This window comes from Exiguobacterium sp. s123, from assembly GCF_018617075.1.
GTDB lineage: Bacteria > Bacillota > Bacilli > Exiguobacteriales > Exiguobacteriaceae > Exiguobacterium > Exiguobacterium profundum.
Genome location: NZ_JACSJL010000003.1, coordinates 112,861 through 128,212, shown reverse-complemented (window position 1 = coordinate 128,212; position 15,352 = coordinate 112,861). Strand labels below are relative to the sequence as shown.

Sequence of the window (15,352 nt, the reverse complement as noted above, 5' to 3'; positions counted from 1 at the left end):
TAGCGGATACACCGCTACGCATGTTTTAGGCTTATGCTTGTTTTTTCTTACGGAATCGTGCGAAGAACTCATAGACGATTGGTACGATGAGCAACGTGAGAAGTGTCGAACTTGTGAGTCCGCCAATCACGGTGACCCCGAGACCTTTCGAGATGAGTGCGCCACCCTCGAGACCGAGTGCGAGTGGTGCGAGTGCACCGATTGTCGCGAGTGCGGTCATCAAGATTGGGCGAAGGCGTGTGCCCGCTGCCTCAAGTAACGCTTCACGTGTTGATAAACCAGCTTCTTCTTTATGAATGACGCGGTCAATCAAAACGATGGCGTTCGTGACGACAATCCCGATCAACATGAGTGCCCCGATCAAGGCAGAAACCGAAATCGTTTCACCCGTGATGAGAAGGGCGACGAGTCCCCCGATAATCGCATACGGAAGTGAGAACAACACGACGAATGGCGTGAGTGCCCCACCGAATGTGATGACGAGAACCAAGTATACGATGGCGATCGCGGCGAGCATCGCAAGACCGAGCTGAGTGAACGATTCTTGAATCTGTTCCGTTACACCGCCGACATCATACGAGACGCCAGATGGGAGCTCGATGTCCGATACGCGTTCTTCAATCGCAGCAGACGCTTCTGTCGCTTTATCTGTGCTGAGTTCAACACTTACTTGCGCAAGCAGTTTTCCGTCCCGCTCGACGAGTGTGTCCGGTGTTGTGCCTTCTTCGATTTCAATGAAGTCTGAAATCGGGCGTGGTCCGAACGGTGTCGTGATTTCTTGTGCTTGCAGGTCATCGACACTGTCATACGTCACTTGCTCGCTCGGGATGACGACGTCTAACTGTTTGTCATCCACTGTGACACTTGTAAGTGGACTTTCTGGTGCCTGAAACTGACTGATGACTTGCGCGATTTGACCTGCCGACACACCGGCTTCTGCAGCGGCCTGTTGGTCGACGTTGAACGTGTATTGTACATAGGACTCACGTAAGTCAGATGTCGCTTGACGGACATAATCCGTTTCCTCTTCAATCGTTTCGATGAAAGTCGGCACGATGGCTTCTAAATCTTCAAGGGAGTTGGCATAGACGTTGTATGTGACACCGCTCGTTGCGCCGCCACCTGAGAAGTCTTGTTCTTTCCATTCCCCGTTCGAAGCGAGTTCGTTCAATTTCTCGATATCAGCTAACTTCACATCCGCGAAGTCTTCCGTATCTGGATCATATTGAACGATGAAGATTCCTTGTTTGTTGTTTCCGGGGTTCAGCGGGTTCTCTCCACCGACCGTGAACTGAACATCGGTTGCGTTCGGTTGTTCTTCCATGAAGTATTCTTCTGCCACTTCTGCTGCGGCAATCGAATCTTCAAGTGTTTGACCAGGTTCTGGGTCGAACGTGACGAACAACGTCTTCTCCGAATCCTGATTCAAGAAGTTGACCCCAATCGCTGGGACAAGGGCAAAGCTACCAATCAATAGGGCAGTCGCGAGACCGAACACGACGAGTTTATGGTTCAGTGACCAGTTCAAGACGCCACGATACCATTCCGCGAGCTTGCCTGGACCTTCTTCTGGTTTCAACTTGTCGCGGTTTTTAAAGAACGAGTCGGCCATCATTGGTACGACCGTGATCGCCACGAGTAACGAAGCGAGTAATGCGAAGACGACCGTCAATGCGAACGGCAAGAACAGTTCACCGACAAAACCAGTGACAAATCCAAGCGGCAAGAATACTGCAATCGTGACGATGGTCGACGAGGCGATCGGGATGAATACTTCTTTTGTTGCCGCGATAATCAACTCTTTACCGCGAAGTGGTTCGTTCGAACGCGTGAGTCGACGGTAAATGTTCTCGATGACGACGATGGAGTCATCGACGACGCGACCAATCGCAACGGTCATCGCACCGAGCGTCATGATGTTCAACGTGATGTCCAATTGCTTCAAGACGATGAGTGCCATGAGAAGCGACAACGGGATCGAGATGACGGCGATGATCGTCGATCGGAAGTTACGTAAGAACACTAAGATGATGAGGATAGCGAACAACCCACCAAGTAATGCTTTAGACAACATCGTTTCGACCGACTCTTCAATCGGTTGTCCTTGGTCGAGTGTGATCGATACATTCGCCGTATCGTTTTCAGCTTCGAAGTCATTCAATACTTCTTTGACGGCGTTGACGACATCGACCGTGTTCGCATCTTGTGTCTTCGTCACTTGTACGCCAATTGAACGTTCACCGTTCGAGCGAGAAATCGATTCTTCGATTCCTTTGTCCTCGATTGTCGCAAGTTCACTCAACGCGACAGTCGGAGCCGTCGTCGGAACGTTCGGTGGTAATGCCGATGGTGTTTCCGTCGGGACCTCTGTTGGCACGTCTGGCGTTTGACCAGGTGGCAATTCAGTCGGGGCAGACGGTGTCGTCGGCGTTGATTGTGCTGGTGAGTAAGGGATTTGGATGTCGCGGAACGCTTCGAGTGTCTCCGACTTGCCGTCGATGACGACCGCTTGCTCCGTATCCCCTAATTCATATAACCCGAGCGCAATCCGAGCGTCATTCGCTTGAATCAATTGTTTGACCGTGTCTTCTGTCAAATTGTATTCTGCGAGCGCTTCTTGGTCGAATTGAAGTTCGACGCGGCGAATCTCTTGCCCGGCAATTTGGACGGTTTGCGCACCTTCCACTCCTTCAAGAGCAGGCTGTACTTCTTCCTCGACGAGTTTTGTCAATTCGGCCAAATCTAGGCTTTCATCCGAGATGGCAGCCCCGATGACCGGGAAAGCGTCGAAACTGAGACGCGACACTTGAGGGTCTTGTGCCGACTCCGGCAATTCGATGTTGCTTAACGCATCTTTGACTTGTTGCTCCGCTTCATCCATATCGGTATTGAAATCGTAATCGATTTGGATGTTTGAAGCGTTTTGGAACGATGAAGAACGAACTTGTTCTACACCATTTAAATTCTGAAGGCGATCTTCTAACACGGTGCTGACTTCTTCGAGCACTTGCTCAGGGGATGCACCTGGATAAATGGTTGTGACCGAGACGGTCGGAGTCGTAATGTCCGGTAACGTCTCGAGCTTCATCGTCAGACCGGCGAAAAGACCGGCGGCCGTCAAGATGATCGTCATCAACCAAACCGCAAACTTGTTGTTAACGGAGAAGGACGTGATTTTCTGCATGGATTTTTAATCTCCTCTATTATTATGTTGTTTTATGACTCACGATCGATGTCGTGGGCTCGTTCAATCAAGCGTGCGATAATCGCTTGTTTGAGTTCGGCAGGGGGAACACCGACACCGAAGTGTTCGGACATCATCATACCTTCGAGTGCATAACGAATGATCATGGTTTCCACCGGGTCGGCCGTTTGTTGGAACTGTGCGAAGAACGTATCTAAATCATGTTTCCAACGATTGGCGTACTCTTGGTCGACTTCGAACAACGTGAGAAATGCAATCATCTTCTCGACGTCGATTTGGATGGCAGCACGCTCAGGATGTAACTTCGTTTCATCAAATAGACGAACGAACGCCTCGACAGGTCCATGACCTTCTTGTTGCAATGAAGCATATAGCTCGTTTTGTTCTTGTTGTAATCGTTCGACCATCGCCGTCATCAACGCTTCTTTTGAAGGATAATGATAAAGCAGTCCACCTTTAGATACACCCGCAGTCTTGACGACTTCATCTAAGGTAAGTTGGTGCACGCCATGGTTCATGATGATGTCGGTTGCCGCATCCAACAGCTTTTGCTTTGTAACGTTCGATCGGTTTGACATATCTTCACCTCTTTCTGTACCGACCAGACGGTTTGTTTGATTTTACTATATCGTTCGTATTCTTTTGAAGTCAAGAAATGATGTCCTCAAAACTGTCACCAAGTACACATATAGTGTGATAGCGATTGCAGAAAAGTCTTGACGTGAGAATGATTATCAGTGATGATAGGTACTGAGAGTAATTATCATTACCAGAGAGAAATAACCGAACGTGGGGGAATGACAGATGAACAAAAAATATGCAGCTTTAGGAATTTCAGCAGCGTTAACGACATCGCTCCTTGCCGCTTGTGCAAGCACAGATGAGACAACTTCAAATGAAGGCTCAGACGATTCGAACGTCGTCAATGTTTACTCGAGTCGCCACTACGATGTCGATCAACAATTATACAAGCAGTTTGAAGAAGAAACAGGCATCAAAGTCAACGTGGTGGAAGGAAAGAGTGACGAACTTCTCGAGCGTTTGAACACGGAAGGCGAAAACACAGAAGCAGACCTCTTCATTACAGCAGATGCCGGAAACTTGTATCAGGCAAAAGAAGCAGGACATCTTCAAGCGGTCGATAGCGATGAGCTTGAGTCAAACATTCCTGAAAAATATCGTGACACGGACAACGAATGGTTCGGTTTGACGAAACGTGCGCGTGTCATCGTCTACTCAAAAGATCGCGTGAAACCAGAAGATTTGTCGACGTATGAAGCGTTGACAGAAGAACAGTGGAACGGCAAAGTACTCGTCCGTCCATCTGAAAACATGTACAACATCTCACTCCTCGCATCGTTCATCGAAGTGAACGGGGTCGATGAAGCGAAAGAGTGGGCGAAGGGCTTAGTGAACAACATGGCACGCGACCCACAAGGGAACGACCGTGACCAAGCGAAAGCGGTCGTCGCCGGTGAGGGGGACGTGGCCATCATGAACACGTACTACATGGGGCTCATGTTGAATTCTGAAGACGAAGAAGAGAAGAAAGTCGCTGAACAGCTCGGTGTCTTCTTCCCGAACCAAGATACAACAGGCACACACGTGAACATTTCGGGTATCGCGATGACGAAAGCATCGAAGAATACAGAAAACGCTCAAAAATTGATGGAGTTCATGTCAGAACCGTCAGCACAAGAAAAGTTTGCGAGTGTGAACTACGAATATCCAGTCAACGAGTCGGTTGAGCCGAACGAACTTCTTCAATCATGGGGCGAGTTCAAAGAGCAAGACATCAACCTCTCTGCACTTGGTGAAAACCAACAAGAAGCAATCCGCATCTTTAACGAAGTGGGTTGGAAGTAAGATGACTTCGGCTTGAACGAGAGTTCAGGCCGGAGATTTTTGCGTTCTTCACACCCTAAGCGCTACACGGGATGCACAGAAACTGATATGATGGGACAGGAATTGATAGTTTACAGAACGGGAGCGGTACGACATGAACTGGCACGCAGTAAAACGACAACTGAATGGATGGGCGATCCTCAGCTTTCTCGCGATTTTATTGATCGTCTTGCCGGGAATTGTCGTGCTCGTCGAATTGTTCGCCCCGGTCAATGACAATTGGCAGCACATTCAGGAGTACCTGTTGCCCCGTTACGTGAGAAACACGTTGTTCATTATGGTGGCTACCGGTGTCTTGACGACCGTGATCGGGACGAGCCTCGCTTGGTTCGTGACCGTCTATGATTTCCCGTTCCGTCGCTTCTTTAAATGGGCACTCATCCTGCCGCTCGCGATTCCGCCTTATATCGGGGCGTATACTTATCACGGCATTTTAAATTACACCGGAGTGATCCAAACGACGCTACGAAATCAGTTCGGGATCACCGTCGATCAGTCGTACTTCAACATCATGTCGATTCAAGGAACCGTGTTTATTTTCACGTTGTTCCTCTATCCATATATTTATACGATCACACGAGCGTTCTTGCATAACCAATCATCCTCGATGATTGAGAACGCGCGGATTCTCGGTCGTGGCTCATGGGACATTTTCTTCACCGTCGTCATACCGATTTCTCGAGTCGCCATCATCGGCGGTGTCAGTCTCGTCTTGATGGAAGTGCTCAACGACTATGGTGTCGTGAAATACTTCGGGATCCAGACGTTCAGTACCGCTATTTTTAGCACATGGTTCGGGATGAAGGATACGTCGTCGGCGCTGAAGCTTGCGGGCACACTCATGATTCTCGTCATCGCCATTTTGACGATGGAACGACTCGTCCGGGGAAGGAAGCAATTCAGTTACGCTTCGACGAAAGTAAAACCGCTCAAACCGAGACCGCTGCAAGGTTGGCATCGCTATGCGGTATTCGCATATGTTTCGCTCGTCTTTGCGATTGCATTCGTCATTCCGTTCACGCAGTTGACGGCTTGGACGTTCCTGACGTTCGATACGGTCTTCACGGAAGAATTTTGGCAACTCGTTTGGAATACGGTACGAGTCGCCTTTACCGCAACCGTGATCATCTTACTGTTCGCACTCATCATTGCGAACTATACACGACTCTTCCCGTCGAACATGACGCGTGTCATTTCGAAAGTGACGACGCTTGGGTATTCGATTCCGGGAGCGGCCATCGCCATTGCGGTCATCACGCTCTTCTTGTGGCTCGATGACAAAGTGCTCAATTTGGCACGGGCGCTCGACTTGAGTCAGACATTCGTGTTCCGGACGACGCTCATCATGCTCATCTTTGCCTACGTCATCCGCTTCCTCGCCATCGGCTACAACTCGATCGAGAGCGGGTTTGAGAAAGTAGGGAAGTCGTTTACCGAAGCATCCCGTATGCTGGGGTGGAATACGGTCCAAACGTTCTTTCGCGTCGATATCCCGATGATCAAAGGCGCCATCATGAGCGCGTTTATCCTCGTCTTTATTGATATTATGAAAGAGTTGCCATTGACGCTCTTTTTACAACCATTTAACTTTTCGACGCTTGCGACACAGGCGTTCAAATACGTGAGTGATGAGAAGATTCACGAAGCGGCACTCGCTTCCATCGTCATCGTCCTCATGAGTGGACTGTTGATATTCGTTTCCCACAAGGTGCTTGATAAGGAGGCCGACTAATGTTTGTTCAAATCAATGATTTACATTTTAGCTATAAAGGTGCGCATGAAGAGACCATCAAAGGGTTCTCGATTTCAATCACGAAAGGTGAAATCGTCTCACTTCTTGGGGACAGCGGATCGGGGAAGAGTACGATTCTCCGTTTGATCGCAGGACTCGAGATGCCGAACCAGGGCGTCGTCGTCGTGAATAACTGTGTCTGTTGCGACGATTGCCAGTTCATGCCGCCAGAAGATCGTGGCGTGGGGATGGTCTTCCAAGACTATGCACTCTTCCCGCACATGACCGTTGAAAAGAACATTCGATTCGGTCTTCATAAACTGAACCGCAAGGAGCGGAATGCGCGTGTCGAAGAGATGCTCGCGCTCGTCAACTTGACGGAATTCCGTCACCGTTATCCGTACGAACTCAGTGGGGGACAACAACAGCGTGTCGCGCTCGCGCGTGCGCTCGCACCGAAGCCGGCGCTCTTGATTCTAGACGAACCGTTCAGTAATTTGGATACGTCACTTCAACACCGGATTCGCGACGATTTGCGTCGTCTCTTGAAGCAGACGGGCACGACGACGATCTTTGTGACGCATGACGAAGAAGATGCTGAGGCACTTGCCGACCGCATCGTCTACCTCGGAGAAGGCAAAATTAAAAAGCAGGTCATGACGGAGAACAACAAGACGTTCAATCCGCAAATTCCTTGCTTCGTATAAGTTCCGCGCACTCATTGATGAAATGGGTGCGTTTTTCTGTGGGTCCATCATTCGATGAAGCGATGGTCTAAAACAGATAGGTGTTCCTGCCAATCTGGCCAAGAGGACTGGAGCGATGTAATCAATTCGTTCCCCCCGAAGCTGATCGTACTTTCGTGAGATGCATAAATGACCCAGTTCATGTGTTGGTCAAACCAATAACGTTCTAAATAACGTCCGTCATAACAAGGATCCAAGGAATCGGTATCGATTTGCCAGAGCGTAAGGTCTTCATGTAGTTCAAAGACGACATCCGCGCCTCGACGCAATATCCATTGTTGGATTTCCTTGATTTTTTGATCATTCTCTTCAATATAGTCACTATCGAATGCGATCACATCGGGGCGCCCAGCAGTCGATAGAGGGTACCAATAATGTGAATCGGTCACAGCCCAAATGGCGCGAATTCTTCTCTTCACTTGACTGGCGAGAGGTGATGAAAGTTGAGTCCTCATGACGTGTAAACTCCTTATCCTAAAGTTGATGTATGTGTTGCTATCTTCACTATACATGGGAAATAGAAAAACGTCCTTAGCGTTTATCTAAGGACGTTTCGTGCCTACTTCGCTGTCTGAGACGGTTTCGACTCATTTCCAAGCTGGTCAATCGCAGTCACGTAGTAGGATGCATTGCTCTCATTTGTGACTTCGATACTTTTTCGTGCATGGGATGGGATACTTTCGATATGAGTCGCTTTTCCGTCGATGACTTCATAGATTCGATATCCAATCACGCTCTCTTGACGAACGGCGTGCCATGTCAATAAGTTACCTTTCAGTTCGACTGCCGTCGGTGTCTCGAGATTGACAGTTTCGTTCAGTTCGGTATCCACCAGCTCTGTATAGACGACGAATCGTTCATCATAGCCCCCGTCCCCGAACGTACCCGAACAGGTAATCAAATTTAAGTTCCGATTTGATGTGGCACCGAAAATCTCTTCGATTGGCGCGGTTTTCGTATCATAGCGTTCTGTTTTTGTGACGCGGAACCGGAGTGTGTTACCCGCTTCATCTTGAATCAGAACGTCATCGCCTTCTTTGAGTTGATCGAGTTGATAAAAGATAGCCGGGCCGGTCTTGCTGTCGACATGACCGGCGATCACGGCATTTCCTTTGCTCCCTGGTGTCACACCAGGTTCGAACCACCCGACCTGGTTCTCGTCTTCTGGTACGCCCATCTGTCCATTGTCTAGGACCCCAACTTGTTCAATTGCCGTATCGACATCAATTTTAGGGATCTGGATTTGAACAGGGGTGACGGCCTTGGCGTTTTCTTCTTCCTCGGCTAAGCGTAGCTTTTTCACCTCTTCCTGTAGAAGTGAGAATTCAGCCGTTAAATCCGGGCTCTCCTCTATTTGTTTTTCTTCTACAGGTGGTGACGACGATTCTTGGGCACTCGTCCACGTCCAGAAGCTAAAACAAAAGAGAGAGAGCGCCAGAAACAAAAGGCGCTTGTTCATGGGACTCCCTCCTTATTGATTATTGTTCAGACACTTTACGTTTGCGAAGCGTTACGAAGGCGAGTAAGGTTCCGCCAAGTACAGCTAATCCAGCGTAGAGCGTGTTCATTGATTGTTCTTGTGCACCACCGAGACCTGTTTCAGGCATTTCTTCAGGCATCATTGTTTCTTCGAACTTGTCAGGCATTTGTGTCACGATCGCGTTACCGAGTGTTTCACCAACACCGAACATGAACGCATATCCTTCACGGAATGACATCCAAGCCGCTTCTGCATCGCCAGCGACATATTGATCGAATGTGTCGAGTACGAGCGCTTCGTGCTGTTTGATTGCTTCTTCACCGGCAGCTTGTGGTAAGTTTCCTTCTGTTGCTGCATCGAGGAATGTGCTGAAGTCGACAGCGAATTGGTCGAGGCGCATACGCGCATCTTCAATCATCGCTTCGTCACCTTCGAGTGTAGCGGCAACGATGTCACCTTGTGCTGTAATGTGATCGGAGTTCCATACTTTCTCGAACTGTGCTGCACCTTCGTCACCATATACGGATGCGATGGCTGCTTTGAAGTCGAGTGTGTTCTGGTCTTCTGCCCATGTCACATAGTCATAGTCCTCTGCTTGGTCGTACCCTTTTTGCATACCGATCGCAGCGAGGGCGAAGTGCTCACCTGCAAGACTGTTCAATGTTGAGCGGAGTTCAACAGCTGGTGTGTCTGCTCCAGTCGTAAATTTGTCAGGCATTTGTGTGACGATTGCACCCGAGAGAGCTTTACTGATGTTGAACATGTGCTTGTAGCCTTCACGGAACGTCATGTAAGCTTCTTCATAATCTCCTTCGACGTAGTTATCGAATACAGAGAGGACTTGGTCTTCATGAAGTTCGAGTGCATCAGCTGCTGCGTCCTTCGGTAAGTTGCCTTCCGTCGCTGCGTCGAGGAATGTTGAGAATTCTTCTACGAACTCATCGACTTCCGCTTCCGCTTCCATGCGTAGTTCCTGGTTGTCTGATTTTGCTGCTTCTACGAAATCAGCGGAGTAGTCGTTATGACCACGGAAGATTTCTTCAAATTGTGCAGCACCTTCTTCACCGTAGATGGAAGCGATGGCTGGTGTCATGTCGAGCGCGTTTTGATCGAGAGCTTGATCCGCGACCTCAGCATCTGCTGCCTCGTCATATCCTTTCATCATCGATGTGACGGCTAACACGTAATGCTCAGATAAGAGTTGATCGAGTGTGGCGCGAAGGTCACCGGCTGGTGTGCTTGCTGTCGGTGTGTGATCCGCTGCCTGTGCGTTGACTGGTACGAGTAGTCCTAAGGCTAGTGCCGGTGCTACGATTTTGTTTAACGTCTTCTTCTTCATGGGTAATCGCTCCTTTTCGTAAGTGAGTGTTGTCGTTATTTACACCCATCTAACGGAGCGGTTCAAAAAATGGATCACTCTTTTTTTATTTTTTTTCGTTTTTTTGTTGAAGAGTACGATAAACCCCTGGTGCTACGCCATATTTTCGTTTAAAAATTCTGTGGAAATATGGGTAACTTCGAAATCCAGACAGTTCCGCTATCGTTTCTAACGAATGTTTTGTATAGCGCATTTGCTCTTCGGCAAGCTGCAAGCGAATCGATTGTGCATATTCGATGATCGTCATCCCGGTCCCTTCTTTAAAGAGATGAACCGTCCGTGAAACGCTCAGTCCGACGGCGTTGGCGACGTCTGAAACTTTGAAGTCACTCGTGACGTGTGCTTCGATAAAGCGCATCATACGAGTGACGACTGGAGGTCGCGCCTGGGAATGCACATCTTGAATCGAACGATCGAGCATGAGTAGGAGTGCTTGAACGAGTGTTTCAATTAAAACGGCACTTTGTTCAGACGGTGGACGGCGCACTTCTTCCGTAATGTGTTGCCATAGCGAAAGAAGGCGTGAATCGATGGCGATGGTATTCAATCGCCCCCGTGGAGTCGCATGCCACCATGTATCGATCGAATGTCCGGTGCAAAAGATATGATAGTCTCCGCTCGCGGGTGTATCGACATGCATTTCATAGAAGTCACCCGGACGGACAATCAATACGTCACCAGGTCGTGTGATCACCGTTTCCCCATTGACCACAATCCTAGCCGTTCCTTCCGTTTGTAAGCGAATCAGATATGTATCGAGTAAGCTGGCGAATGGAAAAGTGTAGGTCGTTGTATGATATGAATAGCCACAAAAGCCGATTTCCATAATAGTCTCCTTATTTTATAGCAAAATTGTACATATCTTAATCATATCATGGATGGTCATGAATCCTTGAAGACAGTACGATGAAAGCGTTGAAACGGAAATGAACTTCAAGGAGGACGTAACATGAAACAATGGTGGAAAGAAGCGGTCGTATATCAAATTTATCCACGTAGCTTCAATGACTCAAACGGTGATGGGATTGGCGACATCCAAGGGATCACGGAGAAGATGTCTTATTTGGCAGAACTCGGGATCGACGTCATCTGGCTCTCGCCGGTATACGATTCACCGAACGACGACAATGGATACGATATTCGTGATTACCGTGCCATCATGGACGAGTTTGGTACGATGGATGACTTTGATGCGATGCTTGAAGAAGCACACCGTCACGGGATTAAAATCATGATGGACCTCGTCGTTAACCACTCTTCGGACGAACACCAATGGTTCATGGAGTCACGTTCTTCAAAAGACAGCCCGTATCGTGACTATTACATTTGGAAAAAAGGGAAAGATGGTCAACCTCCGACGAACTGGGGGGCTTTCTTCGGCGGCAGCGCTTGGCAGTATGATGAGGCGAGTGATGAGTACTACCTCCACCTCTTCAGTAAGAAACAACCGGATTTGAACTGGGAAAGCGAGACGCTTCGTCGTGAAGTGTACGACCTCATGACATATTGGCTCGATAAAGGGGTCGACGGGTTCCGGATGGACGTCATCAATATGATTTCAAAAGACCCGAGCTATCCAGACGGTCAAACGCAAGGAACGGGGTATGGAGACGGGACACCATTCTTCTTTAACGGACCACGCATCCATGAATTCATGCAGGAGATGAATCGGGAAGTCTTATCGAAATACGACACAATCACGGTCGGGGAGATGCCAGGGGTCAGTGTGGAGGAAGCCAAACTGTATACGGGTGAAGACCGCAACGAACTGAACATGGTCTTTCATTTTGAACATGTGGACGTCGGGAACGGGAGCTTTGGGAAGTGGAATCCGACAGACTGGAAGTTGACTGAGCTGAAGACGATTTTCTCGCGTTGGCAACAAGGGCTCGAAGAGGAAGGATGGAATAGCCTGTACTGGAGTAACCATGACCAGCCCCGTGCCATCTCTCGCTTCGGGAACGATTCGCCTGAATATCGCGTCCGTTCCGGGAAGATGCTCGCGACACTTCTTCATCTATTGAAAGGGACACCTTACATTTATCAAGGGGAAGAGTTCGGCATGACGAACGTCGCCTTTGATTCAATCGATCAGTACCGAGATATTGAGACGTTGAACGCCTACCGTGATTACACATCAAAAGGATTGTTGACGCACGACGAGATTTTCCGTGGCATCCATGAGCGAGGACGTGACAATTCACGCACACCGGTACAGTGGTCAGACGAAGCACACGGTGGATTTACGACAGGGACGCCGTGGATTGAGGTCAACCCGAACTATGTCGACATCAATGCGGAAGCGGCACGGAGAGATCCGAATTCACTCTTCCATTACTACCGTCAGTTGATTGCGCTACGTAAAGCCAATCCACTCGTCGTCTACGGGAAGTATGAGCTGTTGTTACCGGAAGATGAGGCAGTCTATGCATTCACACGTTCGTTCGAAGGTGAGACGTGGCTCGTGCTCTGTAACTTCTCCAACGAGACACAACAACCAGAGTTACGATATGACGTGAAAGAACGCGTCATCGGGAACATGGAACCGATTGAAGCGTTCACCCTTCGTCCTTACGAAGCACAAGTGTATAAACTGTGACGAGAAGCTCGCCAGACGGCGAGCTTTTTTGAGTGCATACGTATCTTCTCTCGATGATTCGGGAATAGTGTAAGTAACGTCTGACATGAAAAGAGGGAACGACATGGGTACTTTAATCGCGTACTCTTCCAGATATGGGACGAGTGAAAAAGTGGCGGCTTTACTTGCCGAACGTCTATCGAGTGACGTTCGTGTCCAAAATATCATAGAAGAGCCGAACGTCACGTGGGAGACGGTAGATCATGTCATCGTCGGGAGTTCGATTCGAATGGGCACCATCCAAGAAGAGATGAAGGAATGGTTGGAGCTTCACGAAGCACACTTGCTTGAGCATCCCCTCGCTTTATATTTATGTGCCGGGACACCGACAGAGTCAGAGCGGATTCGCGAGCTAGAAGAAGCTTATCGTGACACGCTGCGCGAACATGCCTATTTCGTCGAGGTCGTCGGGAGCGGGTACGACTTTGAACGAATGGGCTTTTTAGACAAAGCAATCGTTCGCATGATGGCCAAACAAAAAGAGAGTTCACTTCAACTCGATGACGCCAAACTGAATCAACTCGTGGAAACCGCTCAAACGTCTGAGCGCACCCGGTCTGAAAATCCTTGAGCGAGTAAATCATGCACATCAATCGGGCTTTTCGTGGAGATGAGTACATCTCCGTTTTTTTTCTGCCCTTCAATCTGATGAAGAGCAAGGTGTTCGAGTTGACGACCGATTTTTAGAGCGATGGGTGCAGATTCTTGGCATCGTAAGACATCGATAGTCACTTCATCGGTGCGGTTATCTCCCCCAAATAGTTCGAGGTCGGCTCGGGCTGTGGTAAATCCGCGCACGGCGATTCGTTTCAGTTGAACGCGTCTCGATTTGTATTGGATCGCAAGTGCCGGATGTTGTTCGTAATCGTAGGTCGGGTCGCCGATTGCAGTCAATCCATGAATCAAGACGTCCTGATAGGCTGATACGACCAGGCTTCGTGGTGAGGATTTTGTATAGAGTGAACTTCGAACCGGCTCGATGGACACCAAGTTCGTGCCTGATAGGAAGCGGGCCGTCTCCGAGTTCGGATCGTCTGCTAAATGATGCCCGATATGACGGAAGTTAAATGAACGATTGTCATGCACCGAAAGATGGCCGAAGATATGAACATCGTGTGCGGCGGATGAGGTCCCATGTGCTTTTACTTCGATGCCTCCAAAGCAGCCTTCCGTTCTATTGTGAACGAGTGTGACGTGCCGCGATCCGTCATCAATCTCAATCCCATTTGAGTTTGAGAACCCTAAGGCGTGTGTTCGGCCGTGAGGATGATGACAATAGCAGTTGGTAATATAGATGGCATCACTATGGTGTGTGGTGATTCCGTCATCCCCATAATTCGTCGCCTCGAGGTGGTCGAGATGGATATATCGGCTCCCGTTTGCCGCGCGGAGTCCATCCCCTAAGTAATGATAGTGTGGAGACGTGATGTCGAACGCATGGAGTCCAGCATTTTTAGCCGTCACATGATGTACCCATCCATATGTCACATGGGCAAACGTCAAGGCGCTCGATGTCGTGTCACCGCTCGTCGTCCGTTTCACATCGCCTAGACGCGCGACATTCCAATCGAGCGTCAGGTGACAAACCTCGATATGATGATTTCCTGCAAAAGGCGTGGCGTTTCGTAACAATCGTCGATGTTTTGGTGCACGATCGGACAGTTTGAGAATCGTGACGTCTTGTCCGGCACCTTCAAGCACGCAGTTGGAAGGCAGACGAATCCCCCGAACGATATAAACGCCTGCCGGGACAAAGACACGACGGTTCGAGCGGATGGCGAGTCGAAAGGCGAGGGTACAATCCGTTTTTCCATCCCCGACAGCACCATAGTCCGTCACATCAACACATTGTTTCGTCGTCTGCAGTAAATTCAAATATTCGGCATCGAGCCGACGCATCCAGACGGGACGAACGATGCCGTCGACTTGCTCGAGCGGAAAGGACGTGCGGACAGGGGTGATCCGTTCCGTCAATGGGATTCGACACGGGATAGAGTGTTGTTGCTCAAAGTAAGAAGCTTCCCGTGTAGCACGGTGCCATTCAAGTGTTTGTTGGATGAGGTCTTCTTCCGACCAATCGGAATGAGAGGCAATCATCGATGCGATTGCGTGTGGGTCATTAATGTTTTTCATTATAAATCCTCCTAGCATCATCTTCTCTAGCATGTACCCGTTTCACCTTGTTTTTTAGCAATCAGAAGTATTTACTAGACAGAAACATCTAGTCGTGTTATATTCAATATGTGCTTAATTAAGAATAGCTGGAAT

12 protein-coding genes are annotated in these 15,352 nt (G+C 49.0%); 5 read left to right on the top strand and 7 right to left on the bottom strand.

Annotation, left to right across the window (positions count from 1 at the left end; genetic code table 11):
• Nucleotides 1-31 precede the first annotated feature (31 nt).
• The gene (locus KNO72_RS07160) at nt 32-3,184 is read right to left on the bottom strand and encodes an efflux RND transporter permease subunit (protein ID WP_214757593.1); all 3,153 of its coding nucleotides are present in this window, start codon (nt 3,182-3,184) and stop codon (nt 32-34) included.
• Between the two features lie 32 nt (nt 3,185-3,216).
• The gene (locus KNO72_RS07155; RefSeq protein WP_214688922.1) at nt 3,217-3,783 is read right to left on the bottom strand and encodes a TetR/AcrR family transcriptional regulator; all 567 of its coding nucleotides are present in this window, start codon (nt 3,781-3,783) and stop codon (nt 3,217-3,219) included.
• 226 nt (nt 3,784-4,009) lie between these two features.
• Between KNO72_RS07155 and KNO72_RS07150 the strand changes: the two genes are divergently transcribed.
• The 3 genes from KNO72_RS07150 (at nt 4,010) to KNO72_RS07140 (ending at nt 7,549) form a co-directional block, all read left to right on the top strand.
• Nucleotides 4,010-5,071: a Fe(3+) ABC transporter substrate-binding protein gene (locus KNO72_RS07150; RefSeq protein ID WP_015880417.1), complete on the top strand. Its 1,062-nt coding sequence runs from the start codon at nt 4,010-4,012 to the stop codon at nt 5,069-5,071.
• Between the two features lie 133 nt (nt 5,072-5,204).
• Nucleotides 5,205-6,842, top strand: a complete 1,638-nt coding sequence (locus KNO72_RS07145) for an ABC transporter permease (protein ID WP_015880418.1) — start codon at nt 5,205-5,207, stop codon at nt 6,840-6,842.
• Complete coding sequence (locus KNO72_RS07140; RefSeq protein WP_214688920.1) at nt 6,842-7,549, top strand: ABC transporter ATP-binding protein; 708 nt, start codon at nt 6,842-6,844, stop codon at nt 7,547-7,549. The genes KNO72_RS07145 and KNO72_RS07140 overlap by 1 nt, the downstream gene beginning before the upstream one ends.
• A gap of 47 nt (nt 7,550-7,596) precedes the next feature.
• Here KNO72_RS07140 and KNO72_RS07135 read toward each other — a convergent pair whose 3' ends face one another.
• From KNO72_RS07135 to KNO72_RS07120, 4 genes are all read right to left on the bottom strand, one after another.
• Nucleotides 7,597-8,043 carry a hypothetical protein gene (locus KNO72_RS07135; protein WP_214688918.1) on the bottom strand — a complete coding sequence of 149 codons (447 nt, stop codon included), beginning with the start codon at nt 8,041-8,043 and terminating at the stop codon, nt 7,597-7,599.
• Nucleotides 8,044-8,147: 104 nt separating this feature from the next.
• Nucleotides 8,148-9,047: a class F sortase gene (locus KNO72_RS07130; RefSeq protein WP_214688916.1), complete on the bottom strand. Its 900-nt coding sequence runs from the start codon at nt 9,045-9,047 to the stop codon at nt 8,148-8,150.
• 19 nt (nt 9,048-9,066) lie between these two features.
• Nucleotides 9,067-10,407 carry a copper amine oxidase gene (locus KNO72_RS07125; protein ID WP_214757591.1) on the bottom strand — a complete coding sequence of 447 codons (1,341 nt, stop codon included), beginning with the start codon at nt 10,405-10,407 and terminating at the stop codon, nt 9,067-9,069.
• Nucleotides 10,408-10,492: 85 nt separating this feature from the next.
• Entirely contained in the window at nt 10,493-11,272 is a 780-nt protein-coding gene (locus KNO72_RS07120; RefSeq protein ID WP_214757589.1) for an AraC family transcriptional regulator, read from the bottom strand.
• 123 nt (nt 11,273-11,395) lie between these two features.
• On the opposite strand from KNO72_RS07120, the gene KNO72_RS07115 reads away from it, so the two are divergent.
• Together KNO72_RS07115 and KNO72_RS07110 are read left to right on the top strand one after the other, a co-directional pair.
• Entirely contained in the window at nt 11,396-13,045 is a 1,650-nt protein-coding gene (locus tag KNO72_RS07115) for a glycoside hydrolase family 13 protein (protein ID WP_214757586.1), read from the top strand.
• Between the two features lie 103 nt (nt 13,046-13,148).
• A complete protein-coding gene (locus KNO72_RS07110; protein WP_214757584.1) occupies nt 13,149-13,655 on the top strand; it encodes a flavodoxin domain-containing protein in 507 nt (168 codons plus the stop codon).
• On the opposite strand, the gene KNO72_RS07105 is transcribed toward KNO72_RS07110, so the two are convergent.
• Complete coding sequence (locus KNO72_RS07105) at nt 13,619-15,217, bottom strand: glycoside hydrolase family 55 protein (protein WP_214757582.1); 1,599 nt, start codon at nt 15,215-15,217, stop codon at nt 13,619-13,621. The two genes, KNO72_RS07110 and KNO72_RS07105, sit on opposite strands and share 37 nt — an antisense overlap.
• Nucleotides 15,218-15,352: the final 135 nt, after the last annotated feature.

What these genes read in the sequence shown, in the direction of transcription:
- KNO72_RS07150 (WP_015880417.1), top strand. Translation starts at nt 4,010, where the DNA reads ATGAACAAAAAATATGCAGCTTTAGGAATTTCAGCAGCGTTAACGACA.
- KNO72_RS07135 (WP_214688918.1), bottom strand. Translation starts at nt 8,043, where the DNA reads ATGAGGACTCAACTTTCATCACCTCTCGCCAGTCAAGTGAAGAGAAGA.
- KNO72_RS07130 (WP_214688916.1), bottom strand. Translation starts at nt 9,047, where the DNA reads ATGAACAAGCGCCTTTTGTTTCTGGCGCTCTCTCTCTTTTGTTTTAGC.
- KNO72_RS07110 (WP_214757584.1), top strand. Translation starts at nt 13,149, where the DNA reads ATGGGTACTTTAATCGCGTACTCTTCCAGATATGGGACGAGTGAAAAA.
- KNO72_RS07145 (WP_015880418.1), top strand. Translation starts at nt 5,205, where the DNA reads ATGAACTGGCACGCAGTAAAACGACAACTGAATGGATGGGCGATCCTC.
- KNO72_RS07115 (WP_214757586.1), top strand. Translation starts at nt 11,396, where the DNA reads ATGAAACAATGGTGGAAAGAAGCGGTCGTATATCAAATTTATCCACGT.
- KNO72_RS07140 (WP_214688920.1), top strand. Translation starts at nt 6,842, where the DNA reads ATGTTTGTTCAAATCAATGATTTACATTTTAGCTATAAAGGTGCGCAT.
- KNO72_RS07160 (WP_214757593.1), bottom strand. Translation starts at nt 3,184, where the DNA reads ATGCAGAAAATCACGTCCTTCTCCGTTAACAACAAGTTTGCGGTTTGG.
- KNO72_RS07155 (WP_214688922.1), bottom strand. Translation starts at nt 3,783, where the DNA reads ATGTCAAACCGATCGAACGTTACAAAGCAAAAGCTGTTGGATGCGGCA.
- KNO72_RS07105 (WP_214757582.1), bottom strand. Translation starts at nt 15,217, where the DNA reads ATGAAAAACATTAATGACCCACACGCAATCGCATCGATGATTGCCTCT.
- KNO72_RS07120 (WP_214757589.1), bottom strand. Translation starts at nt 11,272, where the DNA reads ATGGAAATCGGCTTTTGTGGCTATTCATATCATACAACGACCTACACT.
- KNO72_RS07125 (WP_214757591.1), bottom strand. Translation starts at nt 10,407, where the DNA reads ATGAAGAAGAAGACGTTAAACAAAATCGTAGCACCGGCACTAGCCTTA.